We start from the raw sequence: 16,623 nt of genomic DNA, 5'->3' as shown, positions 1-16,623 counted from the left end.
AAATCGGTGCTGCATCCAAGCAGCACCGATTTTTTTATGCAGTCTTTGCCGTTTGCCGAGGACGTCTGCGGTAGAAACCCAGATAGACGATCATGGCGGCCATAGTCCAGAAATAGGCCATCATATACGGCTCTTCAAAAATGTTCTCAAAATAACAGTGGAACAGAACACCGCACATGCCGGACAGCATACCGGCGCACAACGGCAGGGGAGAAGTCTCCTTGGGTTCCCGGGACGTGCGGTAACAAGCCCGCACACCGTTGAAGAGGAGAGCAGCCAGCAGAAACAGATAGCAGCAGAAACCAATCCAGCCCATCTCTACCAGGATTTTCAGATAGTAGTTGTCCACATAGAAGTAAGACACCCACTTGTAAATCTGATGCTGCATCGCCACCGCGCCGCCAAACATGCCCAGCCCGAAGCCGAATACTGGATGCAACGCCAGATAACCCAGCGCGATATCCCAACGGCTGCCACGGCCGCCATTGTTGTTGGCGGCCTGGAATTCCGGTGTCAGCAGGAAGCCCAGACGACTGGCAACAAAGGGGATGCACAGCGCCACCAGCAGAGCTATGCACATGAGGGCAATCAAACGGCGGTCCACCAGCAGAGCAAACACCAGCACCGCCACGGCCATGGCGCCCCATGCGGCGCGGGACATCGTGAACAGACAGGCCAATCCCATACAGAAGGTGACAAACCAGCACAGGAGTTTGGCCCGTGTGTTGCGGCACCAGTAGGCAAGACCCGCCGCCATGGGCGCGAACAGCACCATGAAGTCACCCATGATGTTGGGACTGCCAAAGATAGAGAAGACGCGGGTACGCACAGAGCCTTCAGCATTGGCCACCCATTTGTCGGGAATGGGGACTGCGATGATAAACTGATAGATGCCATGCAGGGCAATGAGGAACGCAGCGGTCACCAGGGTCACATACAGCAAGGTGAAGTCCCGATCATTACGCAGAAGCCGGGTTACCAGGAAGAACCACAACATGTACTGCACCGTAGCCCGGTAGCCGGACACGCCGATGGAGAAGAAAGGCGCGGCGGTAAACAGCAGGGCCAAACCCATGGAAACAAACAGGAACACCGCCGGGTCCAGGGGAGAGATACGGCTGAGAATGGGACGGCTGTTGAACATACGCCGATAGATCACCCACAGCAGGGCCAGCAGCATCAGACACTCATCCCATACGGAGGACAGGACCGGAACAGCAAAAACGTCCCGCAGGAAATAATCCAGAACGGCATAAAGCCCCACCGACACCAGCAGAATCCCAGTCATACCGCTGCGAAACAGCCAGCCCAGGCATTTGCTTTCCCGACCCGCTGTAAAAACGGCGTGGTAGACACGGTAGAGCAGACTCCCGTGAAGGGCCGCTGTCAGATGCCGCCCTGAATGCCACAAAACCAGATTGATCTGGGATAGGAGCCGGCGGCAGCGGGAATGGACCGTCATGGCGGCGGAGCAGCCGAAAATGGCGCGCAGGACCCGGCCGGTGACGGAGAAATGCGCTGAAGCGGAAAACCGCTGGAACACACTCCGCAGGTTGCTGTTTTGCCAGCTGGTCCAAAACAGACATACCAGACGCCAGACAACGCTGGTTTCCAGAATGTTACTCATTGGTCGTCACTTCTTCCATGGACAGGATGGTGCCGGTGACCTCCAGGCCAACCGTCTTGACAATATGGGACTTGCCCACCCGCAGCTCCTGGGTACCAACCGAATAGGCGTTGCCCACGAATTGTACGTTGGCGTCGATGGTGAAGCGCAAATCATGGCATGTGGTATCCTCTACATAATGCAGCGTGCCGTCGGCAGCCTCTACCGGTTGGATGTGGGGTTCGATGACGCAGTCGGTAATATAGGCGTCGATCATCTCGCCGCTGTTCATCAACTGCTTGCCGATTTCTGTCACCGCATAGTCAGAAGTAGTCGGATCGATTTTCGGACAGAGTACCTCATAACGGATGGTGACCGTGTTGGAGCCGCTGCCCAGATCACTGACAGAACTGCCGGTCAGCTTGAACGCGGCGGCGATGACCACTACCAGAATGACCAGCACTACCAGACAGTCCACCAGGTTGATCTTGCCGAAGAGTTTTCCCTTAGAGTCAAGAATTTTCAAAATTATTTCCTCCTACGATATTTTTTTCTCATTTGCATTTGATTCCGACAGGCAAGTATACTATAATGATACCGCATTGCATTGCCTGGCAAAGCCTGCGCAATGTCTTCCTATTATACCGGATTTTGACGAGTTCTACAAGGTTAAATTACGGAGCGTGTTTATGAAAATCATACATCTCATCTCAGGCGGTGATGTGGGCGGCGCCAAAACCCACGTTCTGTCTCTGCTGAAGGGGCTGAGTCAGACCGAGGAAGTCCGTCTTGTCTGCTTTATGGAAGGCCCCTTTGCCCAGGAGGCCAGGGAATTGGGCATTGAGACCATTGTCTACCCCGATAAAAATGTGCTGCGGGTGGCGTCTGTCCTGGCTGGGGAGATCAACGCCGGGGGCTATCAGGTGGTCCACTGTCACGGTTCCCGGGCAAATCTGATCGGGTTCCTGCTGCGGCGCAAGATTCAGGCGCCGGTGGTGACCACGGTCCACTCCGACTATCGGCTGGACTACTTGGGCCGTCCCATCCACCATCTGACGTACGGCACCATCAACACCATCTGCGTTCGGAAGATTCCATATCATATCGGAGTGTCCGATGCCATGGCCGAACTGCTCATTTCCCGGGGGTTTGATCCACAGACCATGTTTTCCATCTATAATGGTGTGGAGTTCACTTCTGTTGCGCCTGCCATGGACCGGCAGACGTACCTGAACAGCATCGGACTTCAAACAGAGGAGAACAGCGTAGTATTTGGTATCGCAGCCCGTCTCAGCGCCGTCAAGGACGTGGGTACGCTGATTCGCGGCTTTGCCCGTACCGTCCGGCAAGTGCCGTCGGCCCGCCTGGTCATTGCCGGTGATGGCGAGCAGATGGCAGACCTGCGGCAGCTGGCAGCGGAGACCTGTCCCCAGGGCTCGGTATGCTTCGCGGGATGGGTAGGGGACATGGAGAGCTTTTATAACGCTATGGATGTCAACACGCTGACATCTTTGTCCGAGACATTCCCCTACGCGTTGACGGAAGGCGCCCGCCACCAGTGCGCCACCATTGCTTCTCGGGTGGGCGGCATTCCCGATCTCATTGAACACGGGGTGACGGGCCTGTTGTTTACCGCTCAGAACGAAGAAGAGCTGGCGGAACAGATGATCTCCTTGGCTCAGGACGACAGCCTGCGGCAGCGGTTGGGCCGGCAGCTGTATGAAAAGGCCCGCAGGGACTTTTCCGCTTCGGCCACGGTGGAGAAGCAAAAAGAGATTTACCGCATCATGATCCGCCGGTCCCAGCGGCCCCGGCGCAAGCGCGACGGTGTGTTGATCTGCGGCGCTTATGGGAAAGGCAACGCCGGTGACGACTCCATTCTCCATGCCATTGTGCGACAGATGCGGCACATCGACCCGGATATGCCCCTGTATGTGCTGACCCGGACGCCGCGGGAGACGAAAATTCAGTACCGCATCGGTGCGGTTCACACCTTTAATTTGCCGGGCTTTTTGCGGATTATGCGGCATACCAAGCTGTATCTGAACGGTGGAGGCAGTTTGATTCAGGATGTGACCAGCACCCGTTCTCTCTATTACTATTTGGCTAGTATCCACCTTGCCAAGATCACAGGCAACCGGGTCCTCATGTACGGCTGCGGTATCGGTCCCATTACCCACCCTATCAATATGCGGTGTGCCGGCCGGGTCATTGACCGGTATGTGGACGGTGTGACGCTGCGGGAGGATACCTCCCAGGATGAGCTGGTGCGTATGGGCGTCCGCAAACCGAACATCTATGTGACGGCAGACCCGGCATTGCTTTTGCATCCGGCTGACGATGACCGGGTGGACGGATGGTTCCTGCGGAACCATCTGGACCCCAACGGCCAGTATGCCATGTTTGTAGTGCGGAACTGGCCCGGCTATGCCGACAAGGCGCCATCTTTTGCTGCCGCCGCCGAGACGGTGAAGCGAAAGTTCGGCCTGACACCCATTTTCCTGGCGCTGGAGACGAAGCACGACCAGTCAGCCTGTCATTTGGCGGCCGATCAGATGAAAAACTTCTGTCCAGTGCTGACGGTACCCAATGACGGTGATCTCATTGTGGGCATTCTGGGCCGGATGGAAGTGGTGGTTTCCATGCGGCTCCATGCGCTGATTTTTGCTGCTGCTGTAGGAACGCCGGTGGTGGGCGCTGTATATGATCCCAAGGTCCGGGCTTTCCTGGATTACATGGGGAAAAAACACTATATGGACCTGGAAGATGTCACCACAGAGCGGCTTATGGCCGCTATTGCCGAGGCGTTGGCGGAAGGCCGGGACGCACCGGAAACCATTGAGCATCTGCGGGTCCTGGCGGCGGAAAACGAGGACGTCGCACGAAGACTATTGGAGGAGCCATGAAACAAATCGTCTGTCTAGCCACGTCACCGTGGTATCCCATTCCCACAAGAAAGCAGCAGGTCATGAGCCGTCTGCACGACGCTGAGGTGCTGTATTTTGATCCGTCGGTGTCCATCATTGCACCAATCAAGGATCGCAGCGCCCTGGCCCACTGCAAAGCCTACCATAAGCCTGGTGAAAAGGTGGCGGACCATATTACGGTTTACGCGTTGCCGCCGGTACTGCCTTTTTTCAACAAATATCGTTGGATTAACCGGCTGAATCAGAAGCGAATGGCCGCCTATGTCCGCAAGGTGATGAAGCGCCACGGGTTTGAGAAGCCGGTTCTGTGGACCTATTCGCCGGTCTGTGCCGATCTGGTGGACCATGTGCCCCACAGCGCGTTGGTCTATGACTGCGTGGATCGCCATTCGGCTTACGGCGGATTGATGAATCCCCAGCTGGTGGATCAAATGGAAATGGATCTGGCCGCCAAGAGTGACATGGTCTTTGCCACAGCCGACAGTCTGTGCCAGCGGCTGAAAGCCGCCAATCCTAAAGCTGCCTTTATTCCCAACGGCGCTAACTTTGAGCTGTTCAGCAAGGCCGCAGAGCCCCGGCCCGTGCCACAGGAACTCCAAACGCTGCAAGGACCGATTCTGGGCTTCGTCGGCGCGCTGCAAAGCTGTATCGAATACGGTTGGGTGGTCCATGCGGCCAAAGCCCGGCCCCAGTGGAATTTCGTCTTTATTGGCAAGGAAAAGCCCGGTGTGGATTTGTCCGACCTGCGAGCGCTGCCCAACGTCCATTTTCTGGGCCTGAAGCCCCATGAGCAGTTGCCGGATTATCTGGCGGCCTTTGATGTTTGCCTGAACCTGTTTGCATCCGGTGATCTGAGCAAAGATGTGAGTCCGCTGAAATTTTACGAGTATCTGGCTACCGGCAAGCCCATCGTCTCTACGCCGCAGCCGGACCAGGTGCTGCAATACGAATCCATTATGCAGGTGGCCCGGACGCCGGAGCAGTTTGTTAACTGCTGTGCGGAGGCCATCGTAGACACGACCCCTGAGCGGGTAAAAGCCCGCATGGAGGCCGGCCGTCAAAGTTCCTGGGATGCCAGAGTGTCGCAGATGGAATCCATGCTGCGGGAAATGAAAATATTATAAAAAAATTGGGAGCAGAAGCCTTGCGGTTTCCGCTCCCAGTTTTTCTCTATGAAAAAAATTTACAAAGCCTTCATGCACATTCGGGTTTTGCTCGTTCTCGTATTGCGTTGAAATGCTGGAAGGGTTTATACGTTGAACCGGTCATAAGTAGAGTAGCAATCGAGACACAGCTTTTTGTCGCCGGATAGGCGAATCCAGTTCGCACCGGTGACTTCGCCGCAGCAGTCGCATACGTAGGAATCGAAAATCCGGGCGGATTCCGGCAGCGTAATGGTGGGTTCCTTGACGGTGAACAGCTCCGCCGAGGGTTTTTCCAGAATCCAGCGGAGGGATTCCTCCCGGCTCAGGCCTCGTGGGCGGGGATTGAGTACCAACCGCACCGATTGGCCGGTAGTGCGTCGATAGAAGGAGAACGCCTGTTTTCCCCGCAGGTGGAATAGCAGATTGCCCTTGCCGACAGAACAGCCCAGAACAGCCTGAATGGCATCTACGCCACAGGCGTCGTTTTCTGTGATACAAACTACCTGCTCATCGTCGGAGAATTCCAGCCCCAACAGCTCCATGGCGTAAAGTGCGGCCCGATAACCGATGGCGATGCCGGGACAGGTATGACCATGAAAGTCAATGGCCCACTGCCACAGCGCTTGTGCTTTTTCTTGGTCCATGCGATAGGCTCCTTTCCATTGTTGCCGCAAATGCGATTACCAATCTTTGCAAACGTCCACCCATCCGGCGGAATTGGAATGCTGCTCCAGCTCTGCCAGAGTCAGTTCAATGGCGCTGTTGCTGCTGCCGCAGGCCGGAAAGACCGTGTCGAACCGCTGCAGGGATTTGTCCAGGTAGACGGTGACACCGTCGTTGACGGCAAACGGGCACACACCGCCCACCGCATGACCAATGCGTTGCGCCGCTTCTTCCGGCGAAAGCATTTTTGCCTTGACGCCAAATCGGGCCTTGTATTTGGCATTGTCAATACGGGCGTCACCGGCGGCGACGATCAAAACTGCATCGTCATGGACGGCAAAGGACAGGGTTTTGGCAATGCGGCAGGGCGCACAATGCAGCGCCTCCGCGGCCAATGCGACCGTGGCGCTGGATGCATCCAGCTGCAAAATCCGGTCCGCCATGCCGAACTGCTGAAAATACGCGATCACTCGTTCAATGGACACGATCATTCCTCCCGTAGTTTCCGGACCGATGCCGGATTATGGGTCGATCATACCATAAGTGTCGCAAAAAATCTATCCTTGGTTCAAGCCGATTTAGCCCGTTTCCGACGGTGTACCAATAGAAGTACAACGACGGCTATGACAGCCGCGCCGCCGATGGCAGCTGGAATGGGCCAAACCGTGGGAGTGTCCGTCAACAGTACCTTGCTGTTGGCTGGTGCGGTGCATATCAGATAGGAACCATCTGTTTCGGTATCTACCGTCTGCCATTGGCCATCCTGCCAGAGATAGACTGCCGGATGGGTGCAGTCGGCTGCCCGCAGACGTAAGGTTACAGTGTCGCCCGAGAAGTTCTCTATGGTGTAGCCATAAGCGGCCACCGCGCCGGTGGGTGCTCCGTCCAGCGGCTCCTCTGTCACATGCAGCGACGCATCGGGGCCAAAGTCACCTTGTACCAGAAGCGCCGGAATGGCGCCGCCGCTGGACAGGGTAGCAGTGGGCGCCGTAAACTGTGCCTCCAACACCATGGACCGGGTCAGATGCTCAGTGGGGCATTCCGGCCACTGGCCGTAGCTTCCATCCCGTTGCGGCACGGCAGGAATCTTGCTCTCGTCCAAATTGCCGTCGTAGGAGAAAGGAATCTCGGCGATTGTCTTGCCATCCACCACATAGCGATAGGAGAAGTGCAGAAAATCAGCTGGGACGCCGGAAAGTTGAGAAAATGATGCAAAATCCAGCCCTTGGGCACGGTCGGCATAGTCTACGCCGTCCAGTCCGGGGAGGTCCTCCATCAGATAGCGGTTGTCGGTCAATGTACCGTCACTCTGTCCGGCAATGGCGCCGCGGTATTCGCCGCCGCCTTCATCCCGCACCATGGTGCGGCAGCCGCTGATATCCGCACCCAAACCGGCGATACCGCCTACCCAGTTGTCACCGGACAAATCCACCAGAGCGGCACAGCCGGTAACAATGCCTTTGGTGCGGCCGGCAATGCCTCCACAGTAATCGGTACCGGTTTCTACGGTGCCACGGGCCACACAATTGACAATGGCGCCGGATTCACTGCGGCCCACGATACCGCCGCCGCAGTCGTTGCGTACGGTTACCGTGCCGTCGAAGCGGCTGTCACGGATGACAGCCCGCAGTGTTGCGTACACATCGGACAGCAATTCCATGTCATCCATGGAGAAGGTGGCCTCTGGGTCGTCGCCAAGCTCCGTGGAGACAACACCTACCAATCCGCCGGTGTTGCTGTCGCCGAAAACGTCGCCAGTGGCGATACAACCGGAGAGCAGACCAGGCCCCTCGGTGATATCTGTGACTTCCTCCACTGTCAGTTCCGGCTCCCGGCCCATATCGTAAATGGCTTGCCGGACCTGGTCTAGCTGGTTCAGCAGGGCCGTGGTGGTATCATGTACCAGATCGGTGTCTGTCGCTGCTTTGTCGGTCATTTTCTGTACTTGGTCCGACAGAATCTCCAGCTGGGCGTCGATGGCGTCGCCAGTATCCTGGGCGGTCTGGTTGAGACTGTCGGTATGGGTTTTCACTAGGTCCAGAATAGCGTCGTAATTGGTTTGCAGCTGCTCTGTTACGCTGGAGAGGGATTGGGTCATGGCATAGGCGGCGTCATTAAGATGGCCCGCCGTTTCCCGAATCTGTTCCGCAGCTTGCCGGGCCTGCTCCCGCTCCTGCCCCAGCTGGTCGGAAGTGTGCTTGTAAATGGTGCTCCACTGACTGGTCAGTGTATCAAGGCTGGAGCCGATGTTGACCAGAGCCGTGCCGATGGTATTGAGGTTTCCCCTAGGATTCATGTCCGGCAGTGGAGTGGTCAGCGCCCCCAACAGATCACCGCTGTTGAACAGGGAAATCACCGTCTCCACATAATTATGCAGCGCCGTCAACTCCCGGTCCATCTGGTTCATGGCGGATTGGATAGCCTGCACTTGGCGGTGAATATCCGATGATGCGATGTCAGCTGTATGCAGCGTATCGCGCAGTCCGTCATCCAGTTGTTCAGCCATAGCATGGATGGCGTCAGAAAACGCGTCGGAAGCCTTCAGTAACTCCTCGATATCCTGATGGGCAGTATCCTGAAAGCCATCCATGACCGCTCGGCCCTGGGTGATGGCATCGCTGATGGCCGTAGCGTGGATGTGAAGCTGATCGGATAGTTCCTGCACGTTTTCCAGACTTTCCGTACCGGCAGAATGGGCCTGCTTCTGAATTTCGGCCAGTGCGTTGTGAATGACCTGTACATCGTCCACGCTGCTGGAGGAGATGGCGTAGAGCCGGTCGGTGAGACTGGTCATCTCCGCCATCAAGCCCGTCAACTTGTCGTTGAGCTGATCGGCAGGGGAGGGACCATAGGTTACATGGGTGCTGGGTTCAAATTGGCCTACGATGCCGCCTACATCCTTACGGCCGCGAATGGTCCCGCTGTTTGTGCAGTCCAGAATGGTCCCGGATTGCAGACCTACGATACCGCCCATGTTGTAGCCCAGATGGTCATAGCCCACGGCACCCTGGTTGCGGCAGCCGGTCAGGGTGCCGCGGGACAGACCGGCAATGCCGCCGATGCTGGTGGGAATCGTCTGGTCCGGATCATCATTGAGAATTCCAATGTTGATGCAGCCCGATACAGTTCCCAGATTCCGCCCTACAATGCCGCCGCCGTTGGTGACGGCAGTCACATGGGCATGGCTGATACAGTTTAGAATCTGTCCCGATTCCTCGTTGCAGCCGGCAATGCCGCCGGTGTCCGTTTGGGCCGACAAGGTGCCGCGCACCGTGCAGTTTTGCAGAATGCCGAAATTATCGCCGCAGAGCAAGCCTACGGTGGAGGCGGTACCGCCGGGGCTGACAGTGGCGTCCAGCGTCAATCCATCCACCACAGCGGTGGCGGTCACCGTGCGGAATAAGCCCACGGTGGAACCTTTTTCCGTGTAGGTCCAGCCGGTGATGGTGTGGCCGTTGCCATGGAAGGTACCCTGGAAGATAGGTACCGGCTCCACGGTATGGTCTGTAAAATCCAGATCCGCCGTCAGCTCTACTGTCAATCCCTGGGAATAGGTGTCCCGGACACAGCGGTCTGTGAATGATTTCCAGTCCTCCAGAGATGCGATGGAAATGCTGTTGGCCGCCGATACCGGCGGCAGCAGGGACAGCGTTACCGCAGCGGCTACCAGAGAGGCGCACAGCCGCCGAAAAAATTGCTTCTGTTTCATCATATGCTTTCCGCCTCCTCTTCGTCGGCCTCGTCCAACGCCTGCGGGACTTGGTATTTGCTTTCCACAAGCGCGTCGATGCTGCCATGGACCACGCCTTTAAACTCGCCGTCAATGAAACCGGCCACATGGCCGCGGATATGGCCGTCCAAACGCATGGTGCCCCGGTTAAACCGCTGTTTCCGGTCGCGGTTGAGGGTAATGGCCGTCCGTTCGATGAGACTGTCGCCCAACAGCAGCAGTTGGGGCAGTACCGTCATGACCAGCAGAATGGAGGTGACGGTACCACGGCCCAGCGTCAGACCCACAGATCCGATGGTGGCGTCGGTGGAGATACCGCCGATGAGGAAACCGGCCACCGCCATAATACTGCCTGAAGTCAGTATGGTAGGGAAACTCTGGTCCAACGCTTCTATGACGGCTTGCTTTCGCTCCATGGTGGTTTTCAGTTCCAGATACCGGTTGGTGATGACGATGGCATAGTCAATGGTGGCGCCCATCTGAATGGAACTGACTACCAGATAGCTGAGGAAGAACAGGTTGGTCCCCTGCAATACCGGGAACGAAAAGTTGATCCAGATGGAGCCTTGAATGGTCAAAACCAGCAGCAGAGGCAAACCAGCCGATTTGAAGGTAAACAACAGAATAACCATGACGAACAGCGCTGTCAAAATGCTGATTTTGGCGTTGTCCTGAGAGAAAGAGCTGGAGAGATCAAAGGCGTTGGTGGAGTTGCCCACCAGAATCACGCTGTCGCCGTAATATGTCTGACCGATGGCGCGAATCTCGTCCAGCAGGTCGTAGGTCTCGGACCCTTCGGTGGGCAAGTCTGCCACAAAGACGAGGCGGGACCAGTTTTCTCCCCGCAGCTGTTCAATACCCATGTCCAGCTGCTCCCGCAGATCCTCCACCTTTTCGCTTTGCTCCTCGTCCAGACTGACCACGCCCTTGTCGATTTGTTCCACCAGAAATTCAAAGATATCCAGCAGGGGAACGGTGTATTCGTCCGGTTCCTGGAAAATGGCGCCGTATTCCTCTACACTGAGACCGTAGGCTTGATAGAGCAGCCGGGCCAACTCCACATCCACGCCGGCCAGCTCGGCAAACTGCCGGGGATTCATGGCATCGGTCAGCATACGACCGTCCTCCACTTCAATGTTGGCAAGGCCAGTGACCTGGGTCACCGGTTCCAACGCCTCCACATGCCGAAGAATGGCGCCCTCTTTGTCGTAATCGCCCCGGGGTACCAACATGGCGATGGTGTTTTTCTGTCCAAAGGCTTCTGTGACTTTTTCATCCGCAATCCGCCAGGCGGGCTTATTGTCAAAATCCGTGTCGTTGGCGTCGAACACATAGTCACAGCGGCCCGACAGGATGGCTCCCACCACCAGAACGCCCAGAAAGATGGGCGGCAGGATAAAGCGCAGCTTGACCACACCTTTGCCCAGCCAGGAGATATGGGGAACCAGATTTTTATGCCGGGTTTTCTCAATGGCATTGTGGAACAGCATCAGCAGGCCCGGCATCAACAGGAAGACGCAGAGCATACTGATGACGATACCCTTGGCCAGTACGATGCCCATATCGAAACCGATGCGCAGCTGCATCAGCATCAAGGCCACCAAACCGGAAATGGTGGTCAAACTGGATGAGGAAATTTCCACAATAGCCTTGGACAGGGCGGCAATATCCGCTTCCCGGGCGTCCAGACCGTTATCCCGCTCCTCCATGTACCGATGGCAGAAGATGATGGCGTAATCGATGGCCAGAGCCAACTGCAAAACAATGGCAATGGCGTTGGTGATAAAAGAAATGGTGCCAAACCAGTAATTGGTACCCATATTCAACACAGCAGCCGTCGCAAAGACAATGAGATAAACTGGTACCTCCAAATAGCTTTTGGAGGTGAAGAGCAGCACCACCACGATGACGACGGCGGCAATGGCGAGAATCACTGTCATTTCCTTTTGGAGACTGGCAGAGGCGTCACGGCCTACCGTGGTGGAGGGGTAATAATCGTATTCATCCAACAACAGTTCCACACGCTCCAGCGCTTCCACCGTTTCCGGTGCCTGTTCCTCGCCCTCAAACGAGACTGTGAACAGGGCGGCGGCGTCATGGTAATGCCCCTCGGTGTCGTCAAATTCCACGCCAGAGACTCCTGGAACGGCTGCAATCTCCTTGGAAAGGGCCTCCGCTGTTTCATAGGTGATGTTGGACACCATGATATTGGCGCTGCCGAGGGTGACGAATTCCTGATCCATAATGGTCAGACCCCGGCGCGTCTCGGTCTCACTGGGCAGATAGCTGGTGATGTCGTTGTTGACCTGTACTTTATTTACCGACGCAGCGCTGAACAGAAAGACTGCAATGAAAATCAGGTAGAACGCCTTTCGTTTGTCCACGATAAAGCGGGCCAGTTTGGTCATAAAGGTTTCAGAGTTTTTTTCGCGCTGCATGGGTTCACTCTCCGGGAAACTCCGGCAGCAGCCGGGCCACATTGCGTAACAGTTCTTCCTGGGACAGGGGATAGGGTTCCGTCAGCCACCAGCGAATCACCGACAGCATGGCGCCCACATAAAAACGGGCGGCAATTTCCGGGTCCCTGCCGTAGAGATGACCGTCAAACGGGGGCTTGCTGAGCCGGTCCCGAAGCTCCTGCGCCACACTGTCCTCCAAAATATGCGCCTTCGTCTGTACACCGGCAGCCATACAGGCCCGATAGAGAGATCTCCGGCGATGGAAAAAGGCCAACGCCTGTTCCGCAGCCTTCAGACAGTACTGCCTCGGGTTGGCAGCGCCCTCCTGCGGCAGGCAAGTTTCTACGCATTCCTGCTCCAGCTGTTCCAATAAATAGAGCAGCAATTCCTGTTTATCATTGAAGTGGGAATAAAAGGTGGTCCGATGGACCATGGCCCGCTCGCACAAATCCACCACGGAGATGTCGGCAAAGGGCCGTTCCTCCAACAGCTGAGCCAGGGCTTCCGTCAGCTGCCTTCGGGTCTTTCGTTGCCGCAGGTCCAGACGTTCCTGAGATATCATAGCCATTCCTCCTTGGACATTGTGTTCCTATGGTACTGCTATAATCTACATTTGTCAAGATAAAAGTACAGGTGTAGATTATATAGGGAGAACTGTTACCTAGCACATAATACATTGACACACATAGTACTGTGGTGTATACTGCAATTAGAGGTGAAGCCTATGGAAGAACAAATCATCCACAGTGATCTGATTCGCGGCCATATCGATGCCATTTTGCTGCGCATTCTGCGGGATGGCGATCACTATGGCTATGGATTGATGAAACAGGTACAGTCGCTCAGTGATGGACAGTATGAGTTAAAAGAGCCGTCACTGTATACCAGCCTCAAACGATTGGAAAAGCAGGGCAGTATTGAAAGCTACTGGGGCGACGAATCCCAGGGTGGACGGCGTAAATACTACCGCATTACGCCTCAGGGCCGGGCGCAGTACGAGGTAGCTCTGGCCCAGTGGCAATGGGCCAAGGAGATTATCACAAAACTATTGGGAGGGAACGACGAATGAACGAGTTGGAACGACATGTGGAAAAGCTGTTCCGCCATCAACCGGACACGCCGGAGACGCGGGAATTACGGGAGGAAATTCTCTCCAACCTACAGGCCAAGCGGGAGGATCTGCTGGCCCAGGGCATGGAGGAGCGTGCAGCCACCGAGGAGGCCAAACGGGATATCCCGTCGGTGGACAATCTGATTGACGACCAGCAGCCCACCAATGTGGAACGGTACCGCATGGCCTGTGCGCAAACGGTGTGGCTCCACTGTATTTTCTTCTGGATTGGCACCTTACCGCTGCTGTTTACCGGGTATGGATGGCTGGGGGCATTGGGACTTGGACTGTCAATTCTTTCCGGCGTCGGATATCTTTTGTTCTGGCTGATTCATCCGGCGGAGCAGGGGATTCGCTCCCTGGCGGCAGCCCAGCAGCGTAAGACGATTGCTTGGCGTATTTGGGGCATTTTTTACGCCGTGGCCGCACTGTCCGTGGCGGCGGTGACCTTCGGCAGCAACCTCTGGTATGGTACCCCGGTGACCATCGAGGGGCCGTATCAGTGGGCCGTGATGGCTAGCCGGTTCTATGTGCCGCTGCTGACCGTTTTGATTCCGCTGACCGTGAGCCGGTTTGCGGCGCTCCTGCCTCAATACCGGGTGGAGGGCTGAGCAATGAAACAGAAAAATGTTCGTATTTTTCTTTTAATGCTGGTGACCTTCTTGGTTTATTGGTTTCTGAATTATGGTGTAGTTGCGGAATTGCGGCTGCGGGAAAGTATCTATGAACATGCCCAGACAAGTGCATATTTTCACAATATCCAGGAGATTTTACCGTATCGTTTTCCCTACCTTGGGGACGCCAGCAACACCGGCAATCTGTTTTATCACCTGCCGCTGCATCAATATCCCATGACATTTGAAATCGAGCCGGAGACCTGCGCACTGACGGTCCGCTACGAGACATCTGGGAGGACAGTGGAAAAGCTCCGGGAGAATCTGGCATATAACACCCTGGCCGCCATGGCGGCCATCGACAATCTGCAAAGCATCCAATATGAATTTCAAGATGGAACCTATTGCATCACCCGGCAGCAGGTAGAAGAACGGTTCGGTATCCCGTTGTCTAAACTCCTGGACGACACGGAACAGTGGAAAAAAGCTGTCCAACAGGAGATTTTCCGGGAAACAGTGCTGGCGGAATGGTTTCCGGAGGTTGCAGACGCCTCTTGCAGTTCCGATGGGCAGCGGGTATAATCGGGGAGACAGAAGGGAGCGGAACCGCCATGACAAAGATTCTGCTGGTGGAGGACGACGCCAGCATTGTGGAAAACCTGACGGAATATTTGGCAGGGGAAGGGTATCGGGTGCGGAGCGCGCCGGGCCAGCAGGCCGCCTTGGAACTGGCAGCACAGGAGCGCTTTGATTTGGTCCTGCTGGACGTGTCCTTGGCCGACGGCAACGGCTTCACCGTCTGCCGGGCCATCAAAGCCGATTACCATATACCCGTGATCTTTCTTACGGCTTCCGGCGATGAATACAGCACGGTGGCAGGGTTTGACGTAGGTGCCGATGACTATATTGCCAAGCCGTTCCGGCCCCGGGAACTGCTGTCCCGCATTAAGAACGTTTTGCGGCTCACCGGCGGCGCTGGGGCGGTCATCCGCCTGGGCGATGTGGAAGTGGACACGGTGAAAGGGGTAGCAACCAAAAACGACCGGGAGCTGAATCTGTCGGCGCTGGAATACCGGCTGCTGCTGGTATTCCTCAATAACCGGGGCCGGGTGTTGTCTCGGAATCAGCTGTTAGACGCCATTTTTGCCATTGCCGGCGAATTTGTCAACGACAATACCCTGACAGTCTATATCAAACGCCTGCGGGAGAAGCTGGAGGATGACCCGCAGGAGCCGCGGTATATCAAAACGGTACGGGGACTGGGATATAAGGTGGAACTGCCATGAATCTGCTGCGAAATCTGGAAATCTGCCGGTTTCTGGCGTTCCATCTGGTCCTGATGGTCCTGGCCGCCGTAGCGGCGTTTGTGTGGAATCCGGCGTTTGGCTGGTTCACGGTGGTGCTGTGTGTGCTGTTTAGCGCACTGCATCTGTTAAGTACCCGCAGCCGCTACCGGCGGATTGCAGCTCTGTCGGCCGACCTGGACCGGGTGCTCCACGGACAGGATGGTGTCGATCTGGACCGGTACGAAGAGGGCGAGCTGGCCATTCTACAAAGTGAAATCCGTAAAATGATCATCCGTCTGCGGGAACAGCAGCAGAATCTCCAACAGGATAAGGTATATCTGGCCGATTCCATTGCCGATATCTCCCACCAGCTGCGAACGCCCCTGACCACCATCAATCTGCTGGTGTCGTTTCTCTCGGAGCCGGACTGCTCTACGGAACGGCGTTTGAAACTGGCCCGGGAACTCTGCGGCCTGTTGTCCCGGATTGATTGGCTGATTACGGCGCTGCTGAAGCTGTCCAAACTGGACGCGGGTACTGTCCGGTTCCGCCGGGAGACGCTGCCCATGGCGAAACTGCTGCACCAGGCCGCCGAACCGCTGCTGGTGCCCATGGAATTACGGGACCAGACAGTAACTGTGAAAGCCGACGGCACATTTGAAGGAGATATTGCATGGACCCAGGAGGCACTGGCCAATGTGCTGAAGAACTGCATGGAGCATACGCCGTCCGGCGGCGTGATTTCCGTCACGGCCACGGAGACGGCATTGTACCGGGAAATCCGCATTGCGGACACCGGCTGCGGCATTGATCCCGTTGACCTGCCCCATATTTTTGAACGGTTTTATAAGGGGAAGGACGCCGACGACAAGAGCTTCGGCATTGGTCTGGCCCTGGCCCGCCGGATTATCACCAATCAGAATGGCACCATCAAAGCGGAGAACCGGCCCGAGGGCGGCGCGCTCTTCACCATACGATTCTATCAGGGGACCGTTTAAGCGGTCCCTGTATTTTTGCAGATATTGTGACAGATTTGTCACACAGCCGTCACCGGCCTGTCACCTGTATGGGGTATCCTATGG

At 56.2% G+C, this 16,623-nt stretch carries 14 protein-coding genes; 7 read left to right on the top strand and 7 right to left on the bottom strand.

Annotated elements, in window-relative coordinates; translation table 11 throughout:
• Positions 1–34 precede the first annotated feature (34 nt).
• Both ACTQ33_RS12415 and ACTQ33_RS12410 read right to left on the bottom strand, forming a co-directional pair.
• On the bottom strand, positions 35–1,627 hold the full coding sequence (locus tag ACTQ33_RS12415; protein WP_441464917.1) for an O-antigen ligase family protein: 1,593 nt from the start codon (positions 1,625–1,627) through the stop codon (positions 35–37).
• Positions 1,620–2,132 (bottom strand): DUF4330 domain-containing protein, encoded by a 513-nt coding sequence (locus ACTQ33_RS12410; RefSeq protein WP_441464916.1) that lies wholly within the window; start codon positions 2,130–2,132, stop codon positions 1,620–1,622. The genes ACTQ33_RS12415 and ACTQ33_RS12410 overlap by 8 nt, the downstream gene beginning before the upstream one ends.
• A 163-nt stretch (positions 2,133–2,295) precedes the next feature.
• On the opposite strand from ACTQ33_RS12410, the gene csaB reads away from it, so the two are divergent.
• Both csaB and ACTQ33_RS12400 read left to right on the top strand, forming a co-directional pair.
• Positions 2,296–4,512 carry a polysaccharide pyruvyl transferase CsaB gene (csaB, locus tag ACTQ33_RS12405; RefSeq protein ID WP_441464915.1) on the top strand — a complete coding sequence of 739 codons (2,217 nt, stop codon included), beginning with the start codon at positions 2,296–2,298 and terminating at the stop codon, positions 4,510–4,512.
• Positions 4,509–5,657 carry a glycosyltransferase gene (locus ACTQ33_RS12400; RefSeq protein ID WP_441464914.1) on the top strand — a complete coding sequence of 383 codons (1,149 nt, stop codon included), beginning with the start codon at positions 4,509–4,511 and terminating at the stop codon, positions 5,655–5,657. Before csaB ends, ACTQ33_RS12400 begins: the two co-directional genes overlap by 4 nt.
• 125 nt (positions 5,658–5,782) lie before the next feature.
• On the opposite strand, the gene ACTQ33_RS12395 is transcribed toward ACTQ33_RS12400, so the two are convergent.
• From ACTQ33_RS12395 to ACTQ33_RS12375, 5 genes are all read right to left on the bottom strand, one after another.
• The gene (locus ACTQ33_RS12395; RefSeq protein ID WP_441464913.1) at positions 5,783–6,322 is read right to left on the bottom strand and encodes an FmdE family protein; all 540 of its coding nucleotides are present in this window, start codon (positions 6,320–6,322) and stop codon (positions 5,783–5,785) included.
• A gap of 36 nt (positions 6,323–6,358) precedes the next feature.
• Complete coding sequence (locus ACTQ33_RS12390) at positions 6,359–6,826, bottom strand: YbaK/EbsC family protein (RefSeq protein ID WP_441464912.1); 468 nt, start codon at positions 6,824–6,826, stop codon at positions 6,359–6,361.
• An 83-nt stretch (positions 6,827–6,909) separates the two neighbouring features.
• On the bottom strand, positions 6,910–10,053 hold the full coding sequence (locus ACTQ33_RS12385; protein ID WP_441464911.1) for a hypothetical protein: 3,144 nt from the start codon (positions 10,051–10,053) through the stop codon (positions 6,910–6,912).
• On the bottom strand, positions 10,050–12,509 hold the full coding sequence (locus ACTQ33_RS12380) for an efflux RND transporter permease subunit (RefSeq protein WP_441464910.1): 2,460 nt from the start codon (positions 12,507–12,509) through the stop codon (positions 10,050–10,052). The genes ACTQ33_RS12385 and ACTQ33_RS12380 overlap by 4 nt, the downstream gene beginning before the upstream one ends.
• A gap of 4 nt (positions 12,510–12,513) precedes the next feature.
• Positions 12,514–13,092, bottom strand: a complete 579-nt coding sequence (locus ACTQ33_RS12375; RefSeq protein WP_441464909.1) for a TetR/AcrR family transcriptional regulator — start codon at positions 13,090–13,092, stop codon at positions 12,514–12,516.
• Positions 13,093–13,254: 162 nt separating this feature from the next.
• Here ACTQ33_RS12375 and ACTQ33_RS12370 point away from each other — a divergent pair, with 162 nt between their 5' ends.
• The 5 genes from ACTQ33_RS12370 to ACTQ33_RS12350 are packed head-to-tail and all read left to right on the top strand — an operon-like array spanning position 13,255 to position 16,539.
• Positions 13,255–13,599, top strand: a complete 345-nt coding sequence (locus ACTQ33_RS12370; RefSeq protein WP_441464908.1) for a PadR family transcriptional regulator — start codon at positions 13,255–13,257, stop codon at positions 13,597–13,599.
• A complete protein-coding gene (locus ACTQ33_RS12365; protein WP_441464907.1) occupies positions 13,596–14,252 on the top strand; it encodes a permease prefix domain 1-containing protein in 657 nt (218 codons plus the stop codon). The genes ACTQ33_RS12370 and ACTQ33_RS12365 overlap by 4 nt, the downstream gene beginning before the upstream one ends.
• A 3-nt stretch (positions 14,253–14,255) precedes the next feature.
• Positions 14,256–14,837 (top strand): DUF4825 domain-containing protein, encoded by a 582-nt coding sequence (locus ACTQ33_RS12360; protein ID WP_441464906.1) that lies wholly within the window; start codon positions 14,256–14,258, stop codon positions 14,835–14,837.
• Positions 14,838–14,866: 29 nt separating this feature from the next.
• Complete coding sequence (locus tag ACTQ33_RS12355; RefSeq protein ID WP_441464905.1) at positions 14,867–15,541, top strand: response regulator transcription factor; 675 nt, start codon at positions 14,867–14,869, stop codon at positions 15,539–15,541.
• Positions 15,538–16,539 (top strand): sensor histidine kinase, encoded by a 1,002-nt coding sequence (locus tag ACTQ33_RS12350; RefSeq protein WP_441464904.1) that lies wholly within the window; start codon positions 15,538–15,540, stop codon positions 16,537–16,539. The genes ACTQ33_RS12355 and ACTQ33_RS12350 overlap by 4 nt, the downstream gene beginning before the upstream one ends.
• The last annotated feature ends 84 nt before the right edge of the window (positions 16,540–16,623 follow it).

Origin of the sequence: Candidatus Avoscillospira sp. LCP25S3_F1 (assembly GCF_052117125.1) — a bacterium.
GTDB lineage: Bacteria > Bacillota > Clostridia > Oscillospirales > Oscillospiraceae > Avoscillospira_A.
Note: the sequence above shows the minus strand (reverse complement) of the source record. Positions and strands in the feature narration are given on the sequence as shown.